Here is an 18,978-nt window from a genome sequence, read left to right as displayed (position 1 = left end):
ATGCATGGCCACGCACGAGCACGACCCCAACGACCCCGCGTTCGCTCCCAACGGCCCGTTTGACGGCGCCGGATCCATCCTCGGTACCGTCGGCGGTCCGTCCGACCCGAACCCGCCGGAAAGCCTGGGTACCGACACGCCGGAGAGCGAGCGGCTGCTGGAAAAGGTCAGCGAAGACAAGGAACTCGCCGCCGACCGTCCCTACAACGCGACCAAGGGCCTCGAATACGGCCTGGCCGCCTACGCCGCCCACCGCGGCGAAGTGTTCGTGCCGGACACGCCGCTGGCCACCGCCAGCACGACCACAGAAGACATCGCCTCGCGCAAGACCGGCGACGGCCAGCCCGACATCGGCGAGAATCCGCTCAACGGCCCGCTCGACCGCGTCCGCGTCGACGATACCAAGCGCGAACTCACGACCAACCAGGGCGTCAAGGTCGCCGACAACCAGGATTCGCTGAAGATCGGCCTGCGCGGCCCGACCGCGATGGAAGACTTCATCTTTCGCGAGAGGATCACCCACTTCGACCACGAGCGCATTCCCGAACGGGTGGTGCATGCGCGCGGCTCGGGCGCCCACGGCTACTTCGAGAACTATGGCGACCTGTCCGGCCTCACGCGGGCGGCGCTGTTCTCCAAGCCAGGCAAGCGCACCCCGGTGTTCGTACGCTTTTCCACCGTCGCCGGCTCGCGCGGTTCGGCCGACACCGTGCGCGACGTGCGCGGTTTCGCCACCAAGTTCTATACCGAGGAAGGCGTGTTCGACCTGGTCGGCAACAACATCCCGGTGTTCTTCATACAGGACGCGATGAAGTTCCCGGACATCATCCACGCGGTCAAGCCGGAGCCGCACAACGAGATCCCGCAAGCCTCGAGCGCGCACGACACCTTCTACGATTTCGCCGGGCTGTCGCCCGAGATCTTCCACATGCTGCTGTGGGTTAACTCGGATCGCGCGATCCCGCGCAGCTACCGTACCATGCAGGGCTTCGGGGTACACACCTTCCGCCTGGTGAATGCGCAAGGCGAGTCGCACTTCGTGAAGTTCCACTGGACCCCGCTGCAAGGCACCCATTCGCTGGTGTGGGACGAAGCGGTGAAACTGGCCGGGGCCGACCCCGACTTCCACCGGCGCGACCTGTGGGAAGCGATCGAGGCCGGCCAGTTCCCCGAGTATGAACTCGGGCTGCAGATTTTCACCGAACAGCAGGCGGCCGACTTCAAGGTATTCGACGTGCTCGATCCGACCAAGCTGGTGCCCGAGGAACTGGTGCCGCTGCGCCCGGTCGGCAAGCTGGTCCTGAACCGCAACCCGGACAACTTCTTCGCCGAGACCGAGCAGGTGGCGTTTTGCACCGCCCACCTGGTGCCGGGCCTCGACTTCACCAACGACCCGCTGATGCAGGGGCGCATCCACTCGTATGTCGACACCCAGCTGACGCGCCTGGGCGGGCCGAACTTCCACGAGATCCCGATCAACAGCCCGGTCGCCCAGGTCCACAACAACCAGCGCGACGGCTTTCACCGCCAGGCCATCAACCGCGGCCGCGTGGCCTACGAGCCGAATTCGCTGGCCGGCGGCTGCCCGTTCCAGGCCGGCCAGCGCGGCTTCGTCAGCTACGCCGAGCACATCGATGCCAGCAAGGTGCGCGGCAAGCCGGAACTGTTCGCCGAACACTACGGCCAGGCGCGCCTGTTCTGGAAGAGCCAGACGCCGGTCGAACAGAAGCACATCGTCGACGCCTTCCGCTTCGAATTAACCAGAGTTCAGACGCTGGCCATCCGCGCCCGCATCGTCGCCGGCCTGGCCAATGTCGATGGGGGCCTGGCGCGCGCCGTGGCCGACGGCCTCGGCATCCCGGTGCCGCCGCGGCTGCCGCGCGTAAACGACACCCCGATTCCGGACTACCCGCCGTCGCCGTCGCTGTCGCTGCTGGCCCATCCCGGCAAGACCGGCATCCGCACGCGCCGCATCGCGATCGTGGCCGGCGACGGCGTCGATGCCGCCGCCGTGCGCCGCCTGTACGCCTTTTTGCTGGAAGAGGGCGCCCAGCCGCGCATCGTCGGCCTGCGCCTGGGCGAACTGAAAGCCGTCAACGACAAGCCGCTCGACGTCGAGGTGACGGTCGAGACCACGCCCTCGGTGATGTACGACGCGGTAGTGGTGGCGCCCGGCGAAGGGTCGGCGGCGGCGCTGGCGCGCGACGGCCGCGTCCTCGACTTCGTGCGCGACGCCTACCGCCACGACAAGGCCTTCCTGATCCTGGGGGCAGGGCGGCAGCTGGTGGTTGCGGCCGGCATTCCGGCGGCGCTGCCGGGCGGCGAACCGGATCCGGGGCTGATCGTGGCCGACCCGGCGCAGCTGCCGGCGGCGCTGCGGGCCTTCGCCAGGTCGGTGGCGCAGTACAAGGTGTATGCGCGCGAGACCGACACGCCGCGGGTGTGACTGGAATGAAGCCGGGTCAGGGCAGCCGTCGCACGCTGTCGTGGCCCGGTGCTGCATCCTCGTGGAACAGGTCGGCCAGGTAGTCGGCCAGATCGTCTGCGGCGACGTCGCCCGGCAGGACGAAATCGGCCGGGCGCCGCTTGCCGTCGGCACCCAGGTAAAACGCCTGCCAGGCGCCAGGACGCCCGGTCACGGCAACCAGCCTGCGGAATACCTTGAACCTGAACTCGTTCATGCCGGCACCGGCGGCGTGAGCGGGGCCGCCAGGCTGCGGCGCCGCCCGGCGCGCGCCAGCACCGCGTTCAGCGTATCGAGGCTGACCGGCTTCGCCAGCAGCGCGTCGAACCCGGCCGCCAGCGCGGCGTCGCGGTCCTTGTCCTGGGCATAGCCGGTGACGGCGATCAGCACCGGACGCGCAGCGCCGCCGCCGTGCAGGGTACGCGCGAGCTCGAAACCGTTCATGTCGGGCAGGCCGATGTCGAGCAGGCAGACATCGGGCGCAAAAGCCGGAAAGCCGGCGAGGGCGGCGCCGGCCGAGTGGGCGACCGTGACCGTATGACCGTTGGCCTCGAGGAACAGGGCCAGCGTCACCGCCGCGTCCTGGTTATCGTCGACGATGCCGACGCGCAGCGCCGGCGCCTGCCGCTCGCCCGCTCCGCCACGCTGGTCTTCACACCGCGGCGTCGAGCGCGCCGCGAGCGGCAGCGTCATGTGGAAGGTGCTGCCCATGCCGGTACCGCCGCTTTCGGCGCTGACGCTGCCGCCATGCAGCTGGACCAGGCTCTTCACCAGCGCGAGGCCGATGCCGAGCCCACCCTGGCTGCGGTCGAGCCCCTGCGCGCCCTGCGAAAACAGCTCGAAGGCGTGGCCGATCAGTTCCGGCGTCATGCCGATGCCGTTGTCGCGAACCGTGAGCGCCACGGTGTCAGCCCCAGTATCGGGCCCGATATCGAGCGCGACGTCGATCCGGCCGCCGTCCGGCGTGTACTTGGCGGCGTTGCTGAGCATGTTGGCCACCACCTGCACCAGGCGCTTGCAGTCGCCGCTGACGATCGCCTGGCCCGGCGCCAGCCGCAGGTCCAGCGTGTGGCCGTGGCGCTCGACCAGGGGACGCACCTGTTCGACGGCATCGGCGACCACGTCCCTGATGTCGAGCTCGACCAGCTCGAGTTCGACCTTGCCGCGGGTGACGCGCGAGACGTCGAGCAGGTCGTCGATCAGCGATGTCATGTGGCTGGCCTGGCGCGAGATGATCGCGCTGGCGCGCCTGACCATGGCTTCGTCGAACTTGAAGTTTGTCAGGATGGCGGCCGCCGAGGTGATCGGCGCCAGCGGATTGCGCAGTTCGTGCGCGAGCATGGCGAGGAACTCGTCCTTCTTGCGGTCGGCCTGGCGCAGCGCTTCCTGGGCCGCCGCCTGTTGCGCAATCAAGGCCTGCTGGTCGACCAGCGCCTTGCGCAATTCGATCTGGCTCATGACCTGCTGGGCGAGCGTGGCCAGCGCGAATTCCTGTTGCGCGGTCAGCCCCTGCGGCCGTGGGGCTGTGTCCAGTACGCACAGCGTGCCCAGGGGGACGCCATCGCGCGTTTTCAGTACCTGGCCGGCGTAGAAACGCAAGCCGGGGGTGCCGCTCACCAGCGGATTGCAGCTGAAGCGCGGGTCTTCCAGGGTGTCGGGCACCACCATCCGCGACTCTTCCAACAGAGCGAACTTGCAGATCGAGTCGTCGAGCGGCATTTCACGGACGCCGAGCCCGATCTCCGACTTGAACCACTGGCGGCCGCGGGCAAGCAGGTTTACCACCGCGATCGGGGCGTCGAGCAGCTGGCTCACCAGCTTCACCACGTCGTCGAAGGCTTTCTCGGGTGGCGTGTCGAGGATGCCATATGACTCGAGGACGGCAAGGCGGGTGTCGTCCGCGAGCAGGGCAGTCGGTTCCATAGGAATTGCACAGGTAATGAAAGCGAAATTCTATCAAGCATCGTCAAATTGCACAAAACGCATGCCCCCAGGCGTGCGGCACCTATCAGCCGACCTATCAGCCTGCTCGGTTTTCAAAAATTCAATTGTCCGCTAGCATAGGCAGATCATAGCGTTACATAATTACATAACATCAAGGAGACGTATGAGTACCACCGAGATCTTCCTGCTGGCGATGCTGCTGATCTTCAGCCTGCCGTATCTGGTGTGGCGGTTCGGCCGCACCGATTATGTTGCGCCGCTCGCCATCGTCCAGATCATCGGCGGCATCGTGCTCGGCCCCGGTGTGGCCGGCGCGATGTTTCCCGAATATCACAAGTTCGTGTTCAACCCGGACGTCATGAAAACCCTGAACGGCATCGCCCAATGGGGCGTGATGCTGTTCGTGATGCTGGCCGGTATCGAGCTCGACCTCAAGAAGGTGTGGACCTACCGCCGCGAGAGCGTCACCACCGCCGGCCTGTCGCTCGGCATGCCGCTGCTGCTCGGCTGCGGGGCGGCGCTGCTGCTGGTCGCCTATCCGGGCTGGATGGGGCCCAAGGCCCAAGTCTGGCAATTCACCCTGGGAACCGGCATGGCCTGCGCCGTCACCGCGCTGCCGGTGCTGGTACTGCTGATGGAAAAGCTCGACATCCTGCGCCAGCCGATGGGCCAGCGCATCCTGCGCTACGCCAGCCTCGACGACGTCGCCATCTGGGGCGTGCTGGCCCTGATCATGCTCGACTGGGAACGCGTCGGCCGCCAGCTCGGCTTCCTGGCCGGCTTCGCGCTGCTGACGCTGGTGTTCCGGCGCCTGATGGCGCGCCTGCCGCAACCCGACCGCTGGTATGTGGCCATGATCTGGCTGATCGCCTGCGGCTTCGGCGCCGACTGGGCCGGCCTGCACTTCATGGTCGGCGCCTTCCTGGCCGGCGTGGTGATGGACGCCGACTGGTTCGGCCAGGACAAGCTGGATGCGCTGTTCAAGAACGTACTGCTGGTGCTGATGCCGGTGTTCTTCCTGAGTACCGGCCTGCGCACCAAATGGGACATGGGCGGCTATGCCGTGTTCTTCGTCGGCGGCCTGCTGCTGTTCGCCTCGGTCGGCGGCAAGCTGGCCGGTGCGCACATTGCCGGCCGCATGCTGAAGTGGAAGCGCGGCGAAGCCTCGATCATCGGCTGGCTGCTGCAAACCAAGGGTTTGATCGAAATCATCTTTGCCAACATCCTGCTCGACAAGGGCATTATCACCAGCGAGACTTTCACGGCGCTGCTGCTGATGGCCGTGGGCAGCACGATGTTGACAGTGCCGGTCGTGCATCCGAAACTGAACCGGGCACAGCATCGCGGACTGGTGGAGCAGGCCAGCTCTTGAACGGCATTCTCGAATAGCGGAGGCGGATCATGGCGCGAAGCGGACTCACGAAGGCACAGGTCAGGTCGGTACGCGACCGCATGCTGGCGGACGGCAAGTATCCGTCGGTCGATGCGGTGCGCCATGCGCTAGGCGACAGCGGCTCCAAGTCGACCATCCACAAATACCTGCGCGAATTGCGCGACGAGGATCCGGACGTCGGCCTGCAGCGCGACGATACTGAGGAGGCGCTGCGCGCCGTGGTCGGCCAGCTGGCGGAGCGCCTGCACGCCAATGCCGATGCGCGCATCAAGGCACGCATCGCGGCGCTGCAGGCGGCGCACGACGACGTACTGCATCAGAAAGAGGAGGAACTGGCCGCTTTACGGGCCACGGTGGCGGCACTGAGCGCGCGCGTGACCCAGCTGGAAACACGCCGCGCCGGCGACAGTCCAGGCGACGAGCCCGACGACGAGCGCTACGCCCTGGCGCGCGGCTGGCGCACGCCGCGGCCGGACCAGGCGCATGCCGGCTTCGGCCGCTTCGACAGCGGCCTGCTGTCCTCGCGCTCGGGGCCTGGCGCCAGTTCGCCGTTCGACATGATCCGTACCGTGGCCCGGTCCTGACGCCGGCTCCCGAAAGGCGTGACGAGTCTTGTAAGCGGATAAACGTCGTCCCCGCGGAGGCGGGGAGCCGAGTTTGTCGAGCAGTCGTAACGCACGCAGAACTTGGATCCCCGCCTTCGCGGGGACGACGGGATTAACGCTAACTTATCTCGACCTATCCAAGCGAGATTACCAGCTGTAGCCAGCCTTGGCGTACAGGAAGCGCCCGTTGAACCCGTTCGGCGCCCAGATGCTGTACGGCTGCGTGCCATTCACGTTCAGGTTGCCGGCCGAGGTTACCTGCGCCGGGTAGCGGTTGGTCAGATTGTCGATACCCAGAGTCACGCGCCAGTTGCTGGCCACGCGCACGCTGGCCGAGACGTCCAGCACCCACTGCGGGTCGTAGTTCTGGTCCAGCGCCGGGTCGTTCTGCGGCACCGTGAACTTGCCGTAACGGGTCAGGTTGGCGCGGCCGCTCCAGACGCCGCGGGTGTAGTCGCCGGACAGGGTCAGCTTGTCCTTCGGCGAGCCGACGGTCAGGCGGTTGATCGACTGGCGGTCGACCAGGGTCAGGTTGTTGGCAGCCAGGATCGCCGGGTTGGCGGCCACCTTGCGCACTTCGTTGTCGTTGTGGTTGTAGGCCAGCGTGAAGTCGGCGCGCGCGCCCTGCTGCAGCGGCAGGCGGTAGGTGCTGACCACGTCCACGCCCTTGGTGCGGGTGTCGACGGCGTTGGTGAAGTAGCGCGCCGCGCCGACGAAGATGCCCTGGTTGCGCAGCGCGGTGTTCAGCGCCGGGGCATTGGCCAGCTGCAGGTTCGACGAGAACACGATGCGGTCGTCGATGTCGATGCGGTACAGGTCGACGGTGGTGGTCCAGTTGCGGATCGGCTGCCACTGCGCGCCGATGCTCAGGTTGCGGGCGCGTTCCGGCTTCAGGGCCTGGGCGCCGAGGGCGCCGGCGGCGACGCTGTTGACCGGGAAGGTGCCGGTCTCGATCGGGGTGTTGACGCCGTTCACCACCAGGAAGTTGGTGGTGGTGATGGTGTAGTACTCCTGTGCCAGCGAAGGCGCGCGGAAGCCGTTCGACACCGTGCCGCGCAGCGCGAACTGCGGCGTGAAGGCGTAGCGCAGCGACCCTTTGCCAGAGGTGGTGTTGCCGAAATCGCTGTAGCGCTCGTGGCGCACCGCCAGCGAGCCGGACAGGTCCTTCAGGATGTCGCCTTCCAGGTTCAGGTACAGCGACTGGTTGTTGCGGCTGTTCTTGCCGGCGTTTTCCGGACGGAAGCCGGAGAAGCCCTGGGAACCGCTGCCGAAGTAGGAATTCGGTTCGCCGGCGCCGATCTCGTAGGACTCGTAGCGGGCTTCCGCGCCGAGTGCCACGGTCAGCGGACCGGCCATCCACGACACGGGAATATCGCGCGCGACGTCGAGGTTGGCCAGTTCCTGGGTCGAGGTCAGCTTGCCGGCGTAGAAGCTGGTCGGGCTGGCGTTGCCCAGGGCGTAGTTGGCGGTGTTGTCGATGTCGAGATTGAAGCGGTTGCGGCCGTAGTTCAGGCTCGCATCCCAACGCCAGCCGGCCAGTTCGCCGCGCAGGCCGGTGACCAGCGAGCTGTCGGTCGACTTGCTGTCCTGCAGCGGCAGGAAGCCTTCCGGATACAGCTGGCGCACCGCCGATGCGGCGGTGACGGTGCGGTAGGTCGCCGCGGCCGAGGTCTTGCGCTCGCCGTAGTTGGCGAAGGCGTACCAGTCGATGTTGTCGTTGATGCTGTACTGGCTGTTCAGGAACAGGGTCTTCGGCTTGCTGTCCGGATCGCCGTAGCGCTGGTTGACGAAGCCCTGGCGCGGGCCGGCGGCCGGACGCGGGTCGACGCCGGCGCGGTTGGTCGCCAGGCGGTTGGCCGCTTCCACCGAGACACGGGCCCAGCCCTTGTCGCCGAGCTTGAAGCCGGTCGAGCCACGCACCGTGGTCTGGTCGCCGTCGCCCTTGTCGTAGACGCCGTACATGGCTTCGACGTCGCCGCCGTCGGCGCCGCGCTTCAGGATGATGTTGACGACGCCGGCGATCGCGTCCGAGCCGTACTGGGCGGCGGCGCCGTCGCGCAGCACTTCGATGTGGTCGATCGCGGCCAGCGGGATCGCGTTCAGGTCGACCGGGGCCGAGCCGCGGCCGAGGGTACCGTTGACGTTGACCACGGCCGAGGTGTGGCGGCGCTTGCCGTTGACCAGGACCAGGGTCTGGTCCGGCGACAGGCCGCGCAGCTGGGCCGGGCGCACGGCGTCGCTGGCGTCGGCGCCGGTCGGGCGCGCGAAGTTCATCGACGGCAGCAGGCGCGACAGCACGGTGGCCAGCTCGCCCGAGCCGGTGCTCAGCAGGTCCTTGCTGGAGATGACGTCGACCGGGGATTCGGTATCCAGGCTGCGGCGGTTCAGCGAGCGGGTGCCGGTGACGACCACGGTGTTGGCCGGGGTGTCGGCGCCTGCGGCAGGCTGGGCGGCCGAAGTGGTCTGGGCCTGGGCGGCCGGGAAGCTGGCGGCGACGAGCGTCAGGGCGAGCAGCCCACGTGAGCGATTCGGCGAGGGATTGGTCTTGTTATGTTTGGTGCTCATATATATTAGGAAGGATGTGGCGACGGCACTGCGGCCGTCGAGGGGGCGCAAGCTTAGCAGTTGGTCAAACTCTTCGCCAATACCGATTACGCCTATGCTTATATGCCGAAAGATTATGTACTTTGGGTAGATGCGGGGACGCCACGTTGAATGTGGTAAATTCGCAATTTTGAACAAGGCTGGCCCATGCCCGTTTTCCGCTCAGTGTCTCTTGCAAGCCTGCTCGCCATCCTCGGCGGCTGCGCCAGCATCCCGCCGTCCCATCCGCCCGAAGCCGCCTTCGTGATCGTCGGCGAAGACGGCGCCGCGATCGCCCGTGCCATCACCACCGCCCGATCCTGTCCCACCATCGAGATCGACGGCAAGGCCGCGCCGATGGCGGTGCGCGCACCCTGGGGCGCGATTCCGCTGCGCGCCGGCGACGACGGCAAGCCGCGGCAGGGTCCGGACTCGACAGCCGTGCTGTCCTGCGAGACGGCGCTGCCCGCGGGCGCAACCCGCGTAGCGATCGCCAGGCAGGCGCTGCCGCTGCCAAAGGCCGCGCCGCGCCGCATCGTGGTGATCGGCGACACCGGCTGCCGCCTGAAGAACAAGGAATACCAGGCCTGCAACGACCCCGAGGCTTTTCCATTTGCGCGCGTGGCCGCCAGCGCCGCCGCCTGGAAGCCGGACCTGGTCGTGCACGTGGGCGACTTCCACTACCGTGAAGCGCCGTGCCCGGCCGACCGGCCCGGCTGCGCCGGTTCGCCGTGGGGGTATGGCTGGGATGCGTGGAGAGCCGACTTTTTCGCGCCGGGCAAGGCGCTGCTGGATGCCGCACCGTGGATCATGGCGCGCGGCAACCATGAAACCTGCGTGCGCGGCGGCCAAGGATGGTGGCGTTTCCTCGACCCGCATCCGATGAACGGCCGCAGCTGCGACGATCCGGCCCAGGATGCCGTGGCCGACTACGCCGACCCTTACGCGGTGCCGATCGGCGCCGACGCCCAGTTCCTGGTGTTCGACAGTGCGAACACCTCGTACAAGGGCTTCAAGGCGGGCGACGCACGGCTGGACAAGTATGCCGACACCTGGCGCAAGATCGAGGCGCTGTCGAAGCGTGCCCGCCACAGCATCGCGGTCGACCACCATCCGCTCTACAACTTCGGCGCCGAACGCAATGCCGACACCGGCGCCGTCAAGCTGTTCGGCGGCGACGCCGGCCTGATCCAGGTCTTCGGCCCGTTCACGCCGCGCCTGCTGCCGGCCGGCGTCGACGTGCTGCTGTCGGGCCACGTGCACCTGTGGGAACAGACCAGCTTCGCGACCGACCATCCGACCCAGTTCGTGGCCGGTTTCGCCGGCACCGCCGAAGACATCGTGCCGCTGCCGGCCACCATTCCGGACATGCTGCCGGCGCCGGGCGCGCGCGTCGATGCGATGAGTTCCTGGATCGACGGCTTCGGCTTCATGACCATGGAACGGACCGGGACCGACACCTGGCACGTGGTCGTGCATGACCGGGATGGGAACGAGAAGACGACTTGCGAGATCCGTGGCAGCAAGTCGAAGTGCGCGGTGGAGCAGGTGCACTGACATACATTTCATCAAATGTACTTGCCTTAAGCACAGCATCCATGTCATCATAGAAGCGTGAGCAGGGCAGCATGACGCCGCCGTTGCGATCAGCGATGAGGATACGATGTATCTTTTGGCTCCCGGTCCTCCCGGGAGCCTTTTTTTTCCGATTAATCCAGGGTAACCGCGTCAGAGCTGGGCCAGCGGCACCTTGCCGACCGACTCGTCGGCTTCGAGCAGGGCGATCAGCTTGCCGAGGTCCTGTTCGAGGCGGGCCAGGGTGGCTTCGTCGAGGCTCGAGAGGGCGTCCGGCAGCACGCCGGCGAAGGGCATCGGGGCGCTGCGCAACACTTCCTGGCCGGGTGGCAGGATACGTAGCGACACGCTGCGGCGGTCCATGCCTTCGCGCGCGGCGACGGCCAGGCCGCGCTCGCAGAGCGCCTTGATCAGGTTGCTGGCGGTGGACTGGTGGATGTCGAGCTCGCGCGCGAGTTCGGTCACGCCGATCCCGGGCCGGCGCTCGATCACGGACAGCGCCCACAATTGGGCGCCGCCGACGCCGGCCTCGCGCTCCACCTGGCGGAAGTGGGTTTTGACGGAATTGAAGACGATACGGAACTGGCGCAGCACGCGTGTGGTCGACGCCGGCTCCGCAGCCTGAATGGGATCTGAAGATGGGGACATGGCAGGATGATAGCGGAAAACCGGCAACCGAAGATGCCGGACGCATGAATTCGCCCGGCGAGTGGGACGACGCGCTGCGGCGCGAACTGGCCGACTGGCGTGTCTGGGCGGTGCGCGGCCTGGTGGTCGCGCTGGCGGTGCTGGCCGGACTCACCATCGTCGGCTTTACCTGGCTGGCCGAGACCGCCAGCGCCCAGTTCGCCGTCCTGCGCCGGCAGGCGGCCTGGGCACCGCTGCTGTGGACCCCGCTGTGCGCGGCCGCGGTGGTCTGGCTGACGCGCCGCTTCGCCCCCGGCGCGGCCGGCTCCGGCATCCCGCAGGTGATGGCCACGCTCGAGCCGCGCGTCGGCGAGGCCGAGCGCGGGCTGTTCGTCTCGCTGCGGCTGAGCGTCGCCAAGATCCTGCTGACCACCGGCGGCCTGCTGGGCGGGCTGTCGCTCGGGCGCGAAGGCCCGTCGGTGCAGATCGCGGCCGGCATCATGCTGCAGGCGCGCCGCTTCATGCCCGCCAACATGCCGCCCGGCGCGGCGGTCGGCGTGCACGGCCTGCTGGTGGCGGGCGGCGCCGCCGGCATCGCCGCCGCCTTCAATACGCCGCTGGGCGGGGTCATGTTCGCGATCGAGGAGCTGGCGCGCGCGCCCGAACAGAGGAGCAGCGGCCTGATCATCGCCGCCATCGTGCTGGCCGGCCTGGTGGCGGTGTCGGCGCACGGCAACGGCGCCTATTTCGGCGTCATCCACGCATCCTCGATCGGTCTTGGCCTGCTGTGGCCGGGCCTGCTGCTGGCGGTCGTGGCCGGGATCGCCGGCGGCCTGTTCTCGCGGCTGCTGATCGCCTCGCTATCGGGCCAGGGCCAGGACCGCTTTTCGCGCTTCCGCGCGCGCCGTCCGGTATGGTTCGCGGCCGGCTGCGGGCTGGCGGTGGCCGTGATCGGCCTGGTCACCGGCGGCGCCGCCTTCGGCTCCGGCTACGGCACCACGCGCGCCATGGTCGAGGGCAGCGGCACGATGCCGGCGGCCTACGCGCTGTTCAAGTTCCTGGCGACCTGGCTGACCACCTGGTCCGGCGTCCCGGCCGGCATCTTCGCGCCTTCGCTGGCGATCGGCGCCGCGCTCGGCAACGACATCGCGCTGCTGCTGTACCACGCCCAGGTGCCGGCGCTGATAGCGCTCGGCATGGTCGGCTTCCTGGCCGCCGCCACGCAGGCGCCCCTGACCGCCTTCATCATCGTGATGGAGATGGTCGACGGCCATGCGATGGTACTCAGCCTGATGGCATGCGCGCTGGTGTCGTTCGTGGTCGCGCGCGCGATCAGCCCGCCGCTGTATCCATGCCTGGCGCGGCTGCAGCTGGGGCGGGTCAAGCCGCCGGCCGAGGCCAAAGACTGAGCACTGCGGACCGAGCCTCAATACAGCGTGCATATCGGCTGAACCCTGCTAGCATGGGTCATGTCCATCCGAAATGCGCGCCCCGGCCGTCGACGCATGCGGCTACCGTCACTCCTGTCTGTCCTGACCCTTGTGGCAGGACTGGGGATCACTGCGTTCATGTTCATCGATACGCGCACGGGGGAGCGGGAACGCGCGCGCGCCGAGTTCACGCAATTCAGCGACGCCCGCAGTGCCGCCATCAGGCGCGGCTTCGAGGACGCCATGCACGTACTGCATGCGACCAGCGCCCTGTTTGCCTCGGTCGGGCAGGTCGACCGCAGCCAGTTCGGCGCCTTCGTCGGTCCGCTGCTGGACAACCACCCGTATGTCCAGGCCGTCGCCCTGGAACGCATCGTGACCGAAGACCAGCGCGCCGCCTACGAGCGTGCCCAGGGACGCGCCCGTCCGGGCTTCCGTATCGTCGAGCGCGAGGAGGGCGGCCTGGTCCGCGCCGCGCAACGTGCGCGCTACCTGGTGGTCGAATACATCGAGCCGGCTGCCGGTAACGAGGTTGTGCTCGGCTACGACGCCCTGTCGTTCCCTGACGAGCAGACCGCGTTCCTGCGCGCGCTGGACAGCGGCCGGCCGGTGTCCACGGTCATGCTGCCGCTGGTGCAGCGCCACGACCATATGGGCATCGTGGTGGTGCAGCCTTTCTACGAGACGGGCCCGGCGCCGGCCGACCGCCTGGCGCGCCACGCCGCGGTGGGCGGCGATACCGCGGTCGTGATCGACGTCGCCGCCATGGCCGCGGCCACGCTGTCGATGGCGCGCATGCTGGACCGTGCCGGGATGCGCATCGAACTGCACGGCCCTACGGCGGCGGGACCGGCGCTGGCATTCCGCAACGACGCGCTGGAGCGCAGCCTGCTGCCGGCCTGGCACGGCTGGTTCGACGGCACGGTATTCAACACGACCCGGCGCTTCGCGATTGCGGGCCAGTCCTGGGAAGTACGCCTGACAGGCCGCTCCACCGAGATACGCAGCGGAGCGGCGTCGTTCATGGTGCTGGTGCTGGGAGCGCTGGTCAGCCTGGCGACGGCCGCTTACGTCCAGTCGCGGGTACTGCGCACGCGCCGCATCGAGGACCTGGTCGCGCGCCGCACCGCCGACCTGCTCGACGCCCTGGTCGACCTGCGCCTGTACCGGCGCGCCATCGACGCCAGCGCGAACGCCGTGATCCTGATCAGCGCCACCCGGCCGGGCTTCCCGATCGTGCACGTGAACCCGGCCTTCGAGCGCATGCGCGGCTACGCCGGCGCCGAGGTGGTCGGGCGCAGCCTGCTCGAGCTGGGCGAAAAGGAGCCCGACCAGGCCGCGGTGGCCGAACTGCGCAGCGCGATGCGCGCGCGGCGCGAAGGCCACGCGTCGATGCGGTTGCGCTGCAAGGACGGACGCGAACTGTTCGCCGAAGTCTACATCGCGCCGGTCAACGACCGCGAAGGCCGGACCACCCATTATGTGATGACCCAGTACGACGTGACCACGGCCAAGCGCTACGAGGCCGAACTGGAGTCGCATGCGCGCTTCGACACGCTCACCGGCCTGGCAAACCGCTCGCTGCTGCACGACCGGATCGAGGGTGCGCTGAATTTCTCGGGCGGGCGGGCCTCGGTCTGGGTGGCCGCGCTCGATCTCGACCATTTCAAGTTCGTCAACGACACCCTCGGGCACCAGGCCGGCGACCGGCTGCTGAAGGCGGTCGCCGCACGCATCGCCGGCGCGGTCGAGCGCAGCGACACGGTGGCGCGCACCGGCGGCGACGAATTCGTGCTGGTGCTGCCCGGGCGCGCCGACGAGGGCGAGGCCGCCGCCACCGTGCGCGCCGTGCTGGCCGCGCTGGCGCACCCGTTGGTACTGGACGGCCAAGAGCTGGTACTGACCGGCAGCGCCGGCGTGGCCGGTTTTCCGCTCGACGGCAACGACGCCGCCACCCTGATCCAGCATGCGGAAGTCGCGATGTACCGCGCCAAGGAGACCGGGCGCAACACCGTCCAGTTCTACACCCCCAGCATGAATGCCAGGGCGCGCGACCGCCTGGCGCTCGAGATGGCGCTGCGCAGTGCGCTCAGCCAGAACGAATTCGAGCTGCATTACCAGCCGCAGGTCGACCTGCTCAGCGGTTCGGTGGTCGGGGTCGAGGCCCTGATCCGCTGGCGCCATCCGAGCATGGGCATGGTGCGTCCGGACCGCTTCATCAACCTGGCCGAGGAAACCGGCTTGATCGTCCCGATCGGGGCCTGGGTGCTGCGCACCGCCTGCCGCCAGCACAGCGACTGGCAGGACGCCGGCTACGGCCCGCTGCGGGTCGGGGTCAACCTGTCGGCGCGCCAGTTCGCCGACCCCGGGCTGGTGCGCCAGATCGAACGCGTGCTCGAGGAAACCGGGATGCCGCCATCCTCGCTCGAGATCGAGATCACCGAGAGCCTGGTGATGGAAGACGTCGAAAACGCGATCCGCAGCATGTGCGAGCTGAAACGGATGGGTCTCAAACTGTCGATCGACGATTTCGGGACCGGGTATTCGAGCCTGTCCTACCTGCGCCGCTTCCCGGTCGACGTGCTCAAGATCGACCGCAGCTTCGTGCGCGACATCGCCTGCAGCGAGGACGACGCGGCGATGGTGTCGGCCATCATCGAACTGGCGCGCGGACTGCGCATGCGCACCATCGCCGAAGGGGTCGAGACCGAGGCCCAGCTCGACACCCTGAAGCGGCGCGGCTGCGACGAGGTGCAGGGGTATGTGTACGGCAAGGCCGAGCCCGGGCCGACCGTCGCAGCGCTGCTGCGCAACGGGCGCCGCGTCGATCCCCATCCGGCGTCGGCCTGAGCGCCGTGCGTACTCTTGTGCACCGTGCATTTACACGCCGTCAGCTATACTTGCAGCTCTATTAATATGTAGCAGGCAGGAACCGAAGTGGATGACCATAACAACGGCAAGCAATGGAATGGACGCGAACGCAGGCTGCTGGACCGCGCCGGGGCGCGCGCACGGCAGGAGTACGCGCGGGCGCACGGGCTGCTCATGCAGAAGCCGCCGGTGCAGCGCTGGCTCTGGATCGTCGGCGGCGCCTTCATCCTGCTGCTCATCCTGTTCGTCATCTATATCGCCATCCTGTTCCCGCTGACGCCGGGCATCGAGGACGTCAAGCAGGCACGCGTGGCGCGTCCGACCGTGGTCGTCTCGAGCGACGGCCGCGAGCTGGCCAGCTTCGAGCAGGGGGTGCAGGACAGGGTGCCGCTGTCGCAGGTGTCGAAACACGTGGTGACGGCGCTGATCGCCACCGAGGACCACCGCTTCTACGAACACCACGGCATCGACTTCACCCGCACCGCCGGCGCCTTCGTCGCCACCGTCAAGGGCGATGCGCAGGGCGGCTCGACCATTACCCAGCAGCTGGCGCGCAACATGTTCCGCGACGAGATCGGGCGCGCGCGCAACATCAACCGCAAGCTGAAGGAACTGATCACCGCCTTCAAGATCGAGAACACCTACAGCAAGACCGAGATCCTCGAGGCCTACCTGAACACGGTGCCCTTCCTGTACAACACCTACGGCATCGAGGCGGCGGCGCGCACCTATTTCAACAAGCCGGCGCTGCAGCTGAACGAGACCGAGGCCGCGACCCTGGTCGGGATGCTGAAGGGCACCGCCTACTACAATCCGGTGACCAATCCGGAACGCTCGCTGGCGCGCCGCAACGTGGTGCTGGGACAGATGCTGAAGGCCGGCGCCTTCGACGAGAACCGCTACAGGCAGCTGTCGCGCCGGCGTCTGGGCCTGCATTTCACGCGCCAGCCCGAGCGCACCGGCAAGGACGACCACTTCACCGCCTACGTGCGGCGCTGGCTGGTCGAATGGGCCGACAAGAACGACGCCGACCTGCAGCAGGACGGCCTGGTGGTGCAGACCACGCTCGACTACGACCTGCAGCAGGACGCCGTGCGCGCGGTGGAACGCCAGGCCGATGCGCTGCAGGCGATCGCCGACGTCGACTGGGCCCATTCCTGGCAGGTGAATGCCAGCCAGCCGCAGACCTACATCGCGATGCGCGAGAATGTGACGCCGTTCGAGTATTTCTGGCAGTCGCACGGCGAACTGCTGAACGCCTTCGTGCGCGAATCGGGCGAATACCGCAAGGCGGTCGAGGCCGGCGACAAGCCCGAGGCCGTACTCAAGCGGCTCAAGGGCAACCGCGAGTTCATGCGCAACCTGAAAGTCGCCAAGTCGCGCTTGGAAGCCGGCTTCGTCGCCATGGATCCGGCCAGCGGGGAAGTCAAGGCCTGGGTCGGCAGCCGCAATTTCCAGCGCGAACAGTACGACCACGTGAACCAGGCGGCGCGCCAGCCCGGCTCCACCTTCAAGCCGATCGTCTACGCGGCCGCGCTGGAAAAGGGCATCCCCCCCGAGCATCCCTACCGCGACGCTGTTACCAGCATCCGCTTTAGTGACGGCACCGTCTGGCGCCCGACCGACATGAGCGGCACCACCGGACGCACGCTGACGATGCGCGACGGGCTGGTGTTCTCGAAGAACACCATCACCGCCCAGGTGATGCAGGACGTGGGCGTGGCGCCGATCGTCAAGCTGGCTCAGAACATGGGCGTGCGCCAGTCGAAGCTGGCCCAGGTGCCGTCGATCGCGCTCGGCACCAGCCCGGTGACGCTGCTGGAAATGGTGAGCGCTTATTGCACCATCGCCACCCAGGGCGAATACCGGCACCCGGTGTTCGTGCGCAGGATCACCGACCGCGACGGCAAGGTCATCGCCGATTTCGGTTCGCAGCAGCCGCAGCGCGTGCTGTCGCAGGCCTCCGCCGTCACGCTGCTCGACATGATGCGCGGCGTGATCAACCGCGGCACCGGCACCGCGATCCGCTACAAGTTCGGCATCACCGCCGACGTCGCCGGCAAGACCGGCACCACCCAGAACAATGCCGACGGCTGGTTCATCATGATGCACCCGAACCTGGTGGCGGGCGCCTGGGTCGGCTTCAACGACAACCGTGTGACGATGCGCTCGAACTATTGGGGCCAGGGCGGCCACAGCGCGCTCCTGCTGGTCGGCGACTTCTTCAAGGACGCGCTCGCCAGCGGCAAGGTCAGCGCCGACGCGCTGTTCCCTGGCGGCCAGAAGGCGGCGCCGGTGATCCGCCGCGAGGAAGTGCCGGTCGAGGAAGACATGGAAGAGGGCGGCGACATGGAACAGGAAGGCGGCGCGCCGGCCGACGAGCCGGTTCGGCCGAGCCCGGAGCAGGCGCCGATGCCGGAACCCGAGCAGGAACCCTTGCCGCCGGGGCAGGGCAGCCAGTTGCCCAACGATGCTTGAGGTGATTTACCGTGACGGGAACGGAAATTCAGGGCGAATTTCCGTGACGCGAACAAAAACGTAGGGTGGACGGGTTCCCCGTCCACGCGATGATCGTCGGCGCGTGATGAGCGCGACGCGTGCGGCACCGCTTTTTCGGATGTACTTACAGGATCGGGGTGCCGCCCGTCACCGCAATGCGGGCGCCCGACACGTAACTTGCCTCGTCGGTCGCGAGCATCACGTACACCGGGGCCAGTTCCTTCGGCTGCCCGGCACGCTTCATCGGCGTCTCGGCGCCGAAGCTCTCGACCTCCTCCGGCGGCATGGTCGACGGGATCAGCGGGGTCCAGATCGGACCCGGGGCCACCGAATTCACGCGGATGCCTTTTTCGGCCAGCAGCTGCGCCAGGCCGGCCGTGAAGTTGGCGATCGCGCCTTTGGTGGTGGCGTAGGCCAGCAGCTGCGGCGTCGGCTTGTCGGAATTGATCGAGGTGGTGTTGATGATGCTCGAGCCCGGCTTCATGTGCTTCACCGCCGCCTTGCAGATGTAGAACATCGCGCTGATGTTCACCGCGAAGGTGTGTTCCCATTCGTCGTCCGGGATCTCCTCGATCGATTCGTGGCTCATCTGGTAGGCGGCATTATTCACCAGCACGTCGATACGGCCGAATTCCTGCACCGCCTTGTCGACCAGCGCACGGCACACGTTACGATCGGACAGGTCGCCGGGGAACAGCACCGCCTTGCGGCCGGCCTCGGTGACCAGGCGCGCGGTTTCCTGCGCATCCTCGTCCTCGTTCAGGTAGCCGATCAGGACGTCGGCGCCTTCGCGCGCATAGGCCAGGGCGACGGCGCGGCCGATGCCGGAGTCGGCGCCGGTGATGACTGCCGCCTTGCCCTCGAGCCGGCCGCGGCCGACGTAGCTGTTTTCGCCGTGGTCGGCCTTCGGGGTCAGCTGTGCTTCGGTGCCCGGGGGCTGCTGTTGCTGTGCGGGGAATTGCTTCTCTTCGGGCATTGCTTTCTCCT

12 protein-coding genes are annotated in these 18,978 nt (G+C 67.7%); 7 read left to right on the top strand and 5 right to left on the bottom strand.

The genetic code is table 11. The annotated features are described in order from the left end of the window. The first annotated feature begins 4 nt into the window (after nt 1-4). On the top strand, nt 5-2,446 hold the full coding sequence (locus tag U1H99_RS11180) for a catalase (RefSeq protein ID WP_323141800.1): 2,442 nt from the start codon (nt 5-7) through the stop codon (nt 2,444-2,446). Nucleotides 2,447-2,462: 16 nt separating this feature from the next. Here U1H99_RS11180 and U1H99_RS11175 read toward each other — a convergent pair whose 3' ends face one another. Together U1H99_RS11175 and U1H99_RS11170 are read right to left on the bottom strand one after the other, a co-directional pair. Beyond that, nucleotides 2,463-2,681 carry a DUF7661 family protein gene (locus tag U1H99_RS11175; protein ID WP_323141799.1) on the bottom strand — a complete coding sequence of 73 codons (219 nt, stop codon included), beginning with the start codon at nt 2,679-2,681 and terminating at the stop codon, nt 2,463-2,465. Further along, nucleotides 2,678-4,387: a hybrid sensor histidine kinase/response regulator gene (locus tag U1H99_RS11170; RefSeq protein WP_323141798.1), complete on the bottom strand. Its 1,710-nt coding sequence runs from the start codon at nt 4,385-4,387 to the stop codon at nt 2,678-2,680. Before U1H99_RS11170 ends, U1H99_RS11175 begins: the two co-directional genes overlap by 4 nt. Nucleotides 4,388-4,571: 184 nt before the next feature. On the opposite strand from U1H99_RS11170, the gene U1H99_RS11165 reads away from it, so the two are divergent. Together U1H99_RS11165 and U1H99_RS11160 are read left to right on the top strand one after the other, a co-directional pair. Continuing rightward, entirely contained in the window at nt 4,572-5,780 is a 1,209-nt protein-coding gene (locus U1H99_RS11165) for a cation:proton antiporter (protein ID WP_323141797.1), read from the top strand. 29 nt (nt 5,781-5,809) lie between these two features. Further along, a complete protein-coding gene (locus U1H99_RS11160) occupies nt 5,810-6,385 on the top strand; it encodes a DNA-binding protein (protein WP_323141796.1) in 576 nt (191 codons plus the stop codon). Between the two features lie 168 nt (nt 6,386-6,553). On the opposite strand, the gene U1H99_RS11155 is transcribed toward U1H99_RS11160, so the two are convergent. Continuing rightward, entirely contained in the window at nt 6,554-8,971 is a 2,418-nt protein-coding gene (locus U1H99_RS11155; protein ID WP_323141795.1) for a TonB-dependent receptor plug domain-containing protein, read from the bottom strand. A gap of 204 nt (nt 8,972-9,175) precedes the next feature. Here U1H99_RS11155 and U1H99_RS11150 point away from each other — a divergent pair, with 204 nt between their 5' ends. Continuing rightward, nucleotides 9,176-10,546, top strand: coding sequence for a metallophosphoesterase family protein (locus U1H99_RS11150; protein WP_323141794.1), 1,371 nt, complete (start codon nt 9,176-9,178; stop codon nt 10,544-10,546). A gap of 171 nt (nt 10,547-10,717) precedes the next feature. Here U1H99_RS11150 and U1H99_RS11145 read toward each other — a convergent pair whose 3' ends face one another. Continuing rightward, nucleotides 10,718-11,212 (bottom strand): MarR family winged helix-turn-helix transcriptional regulator, encoded by a 495-nt coding sequence (locus U1H99_RS11145; protein WP_141830089.1) that lies wholly within the window; start codon nt 11,210-11,212, stop codon nt 10,718-10,720. A 44-nt stretch (nt 11,213-11,256) separates the two neighbouring features. On the opposite strand from U1H99_RS11145, the gene U1H99_RS11140 reads away from it, so the two are divergent. The 3 genes from U1H99_RS11140 to U1H99_RS11130 all read left to right on the top strand — a co-directional run bounded on the left by U1H99_RS11140 (nt 11,257) and on the right by U1H99_RS11130 (nt 17,970). After that, nucleotides 11,257-12,600: a chloride channel protein gene (locus tag U1H99_RS11140; protein WP_323141793.1), complete on the top strand. Its 1,344-nt coding sequence runs from the start codon at nt 11,257-11,259 to the stop codon at nt 12,598-12,600. Nucleotides 12,601-12,759: 159 nt separating this feature from the next. Then, nucleotides 12,760-15,471 (top strand): bifunctional diguanylate cyclase/phosphodiesterase, encoded by a 2,712-nt coding sequence (locus tag U1H99_RS11135; RefSeq protein ID WP_323141792.1) that lies wholly within the window; start codon nt 12,760-12,762, stop codon nt 15,469-15,471. 87 nt (nt 15,472-15,558) lie between these two features. Beyond that, entirely contained in the window at nt 15,559-17,970 is a 2,412-nt protein-coding gene (locus U1H99_RS11130) for a penicillin-binding protein 1A (protein WP_323141791.1), read from the top strand. A gap of 145 nt (nt 17,971-18,115) precedes the next feature. On the opposite strand, the gene U1H99_RS11125 is transcribed toward U1H99_RS11130, so the two are convergent. After that, on the bottom strand, nt 18,116-18,967 hold the full coding sequence (locus U1H99_RS11125; RefSeq protein ID WP_323141790.1) for a glucose 1-dehydrogenase: 852 nt from the start codon (nt 18,965-18,967) through the stop codon (nt 18,116-18,118). Nucleotides 18,968-18,978 lie beyond the last annotated feature (11 nt).

Source organism: Massilia phyllosphaerae, from assembly GCF_034659755.1.
Taxonomy (GTDB): Bacteria; Pseudomonadota; Gammaproteobacteria; order Burkholderiales; family Burkholderiaceae_D; genus Telluria; species Telluria phyllosphaerae.
The sequence above is the reverse complement of the archived record's forward strand: the minus strand, read 5'-3'. Positions and strand labels throughout refer to the sequence as shown.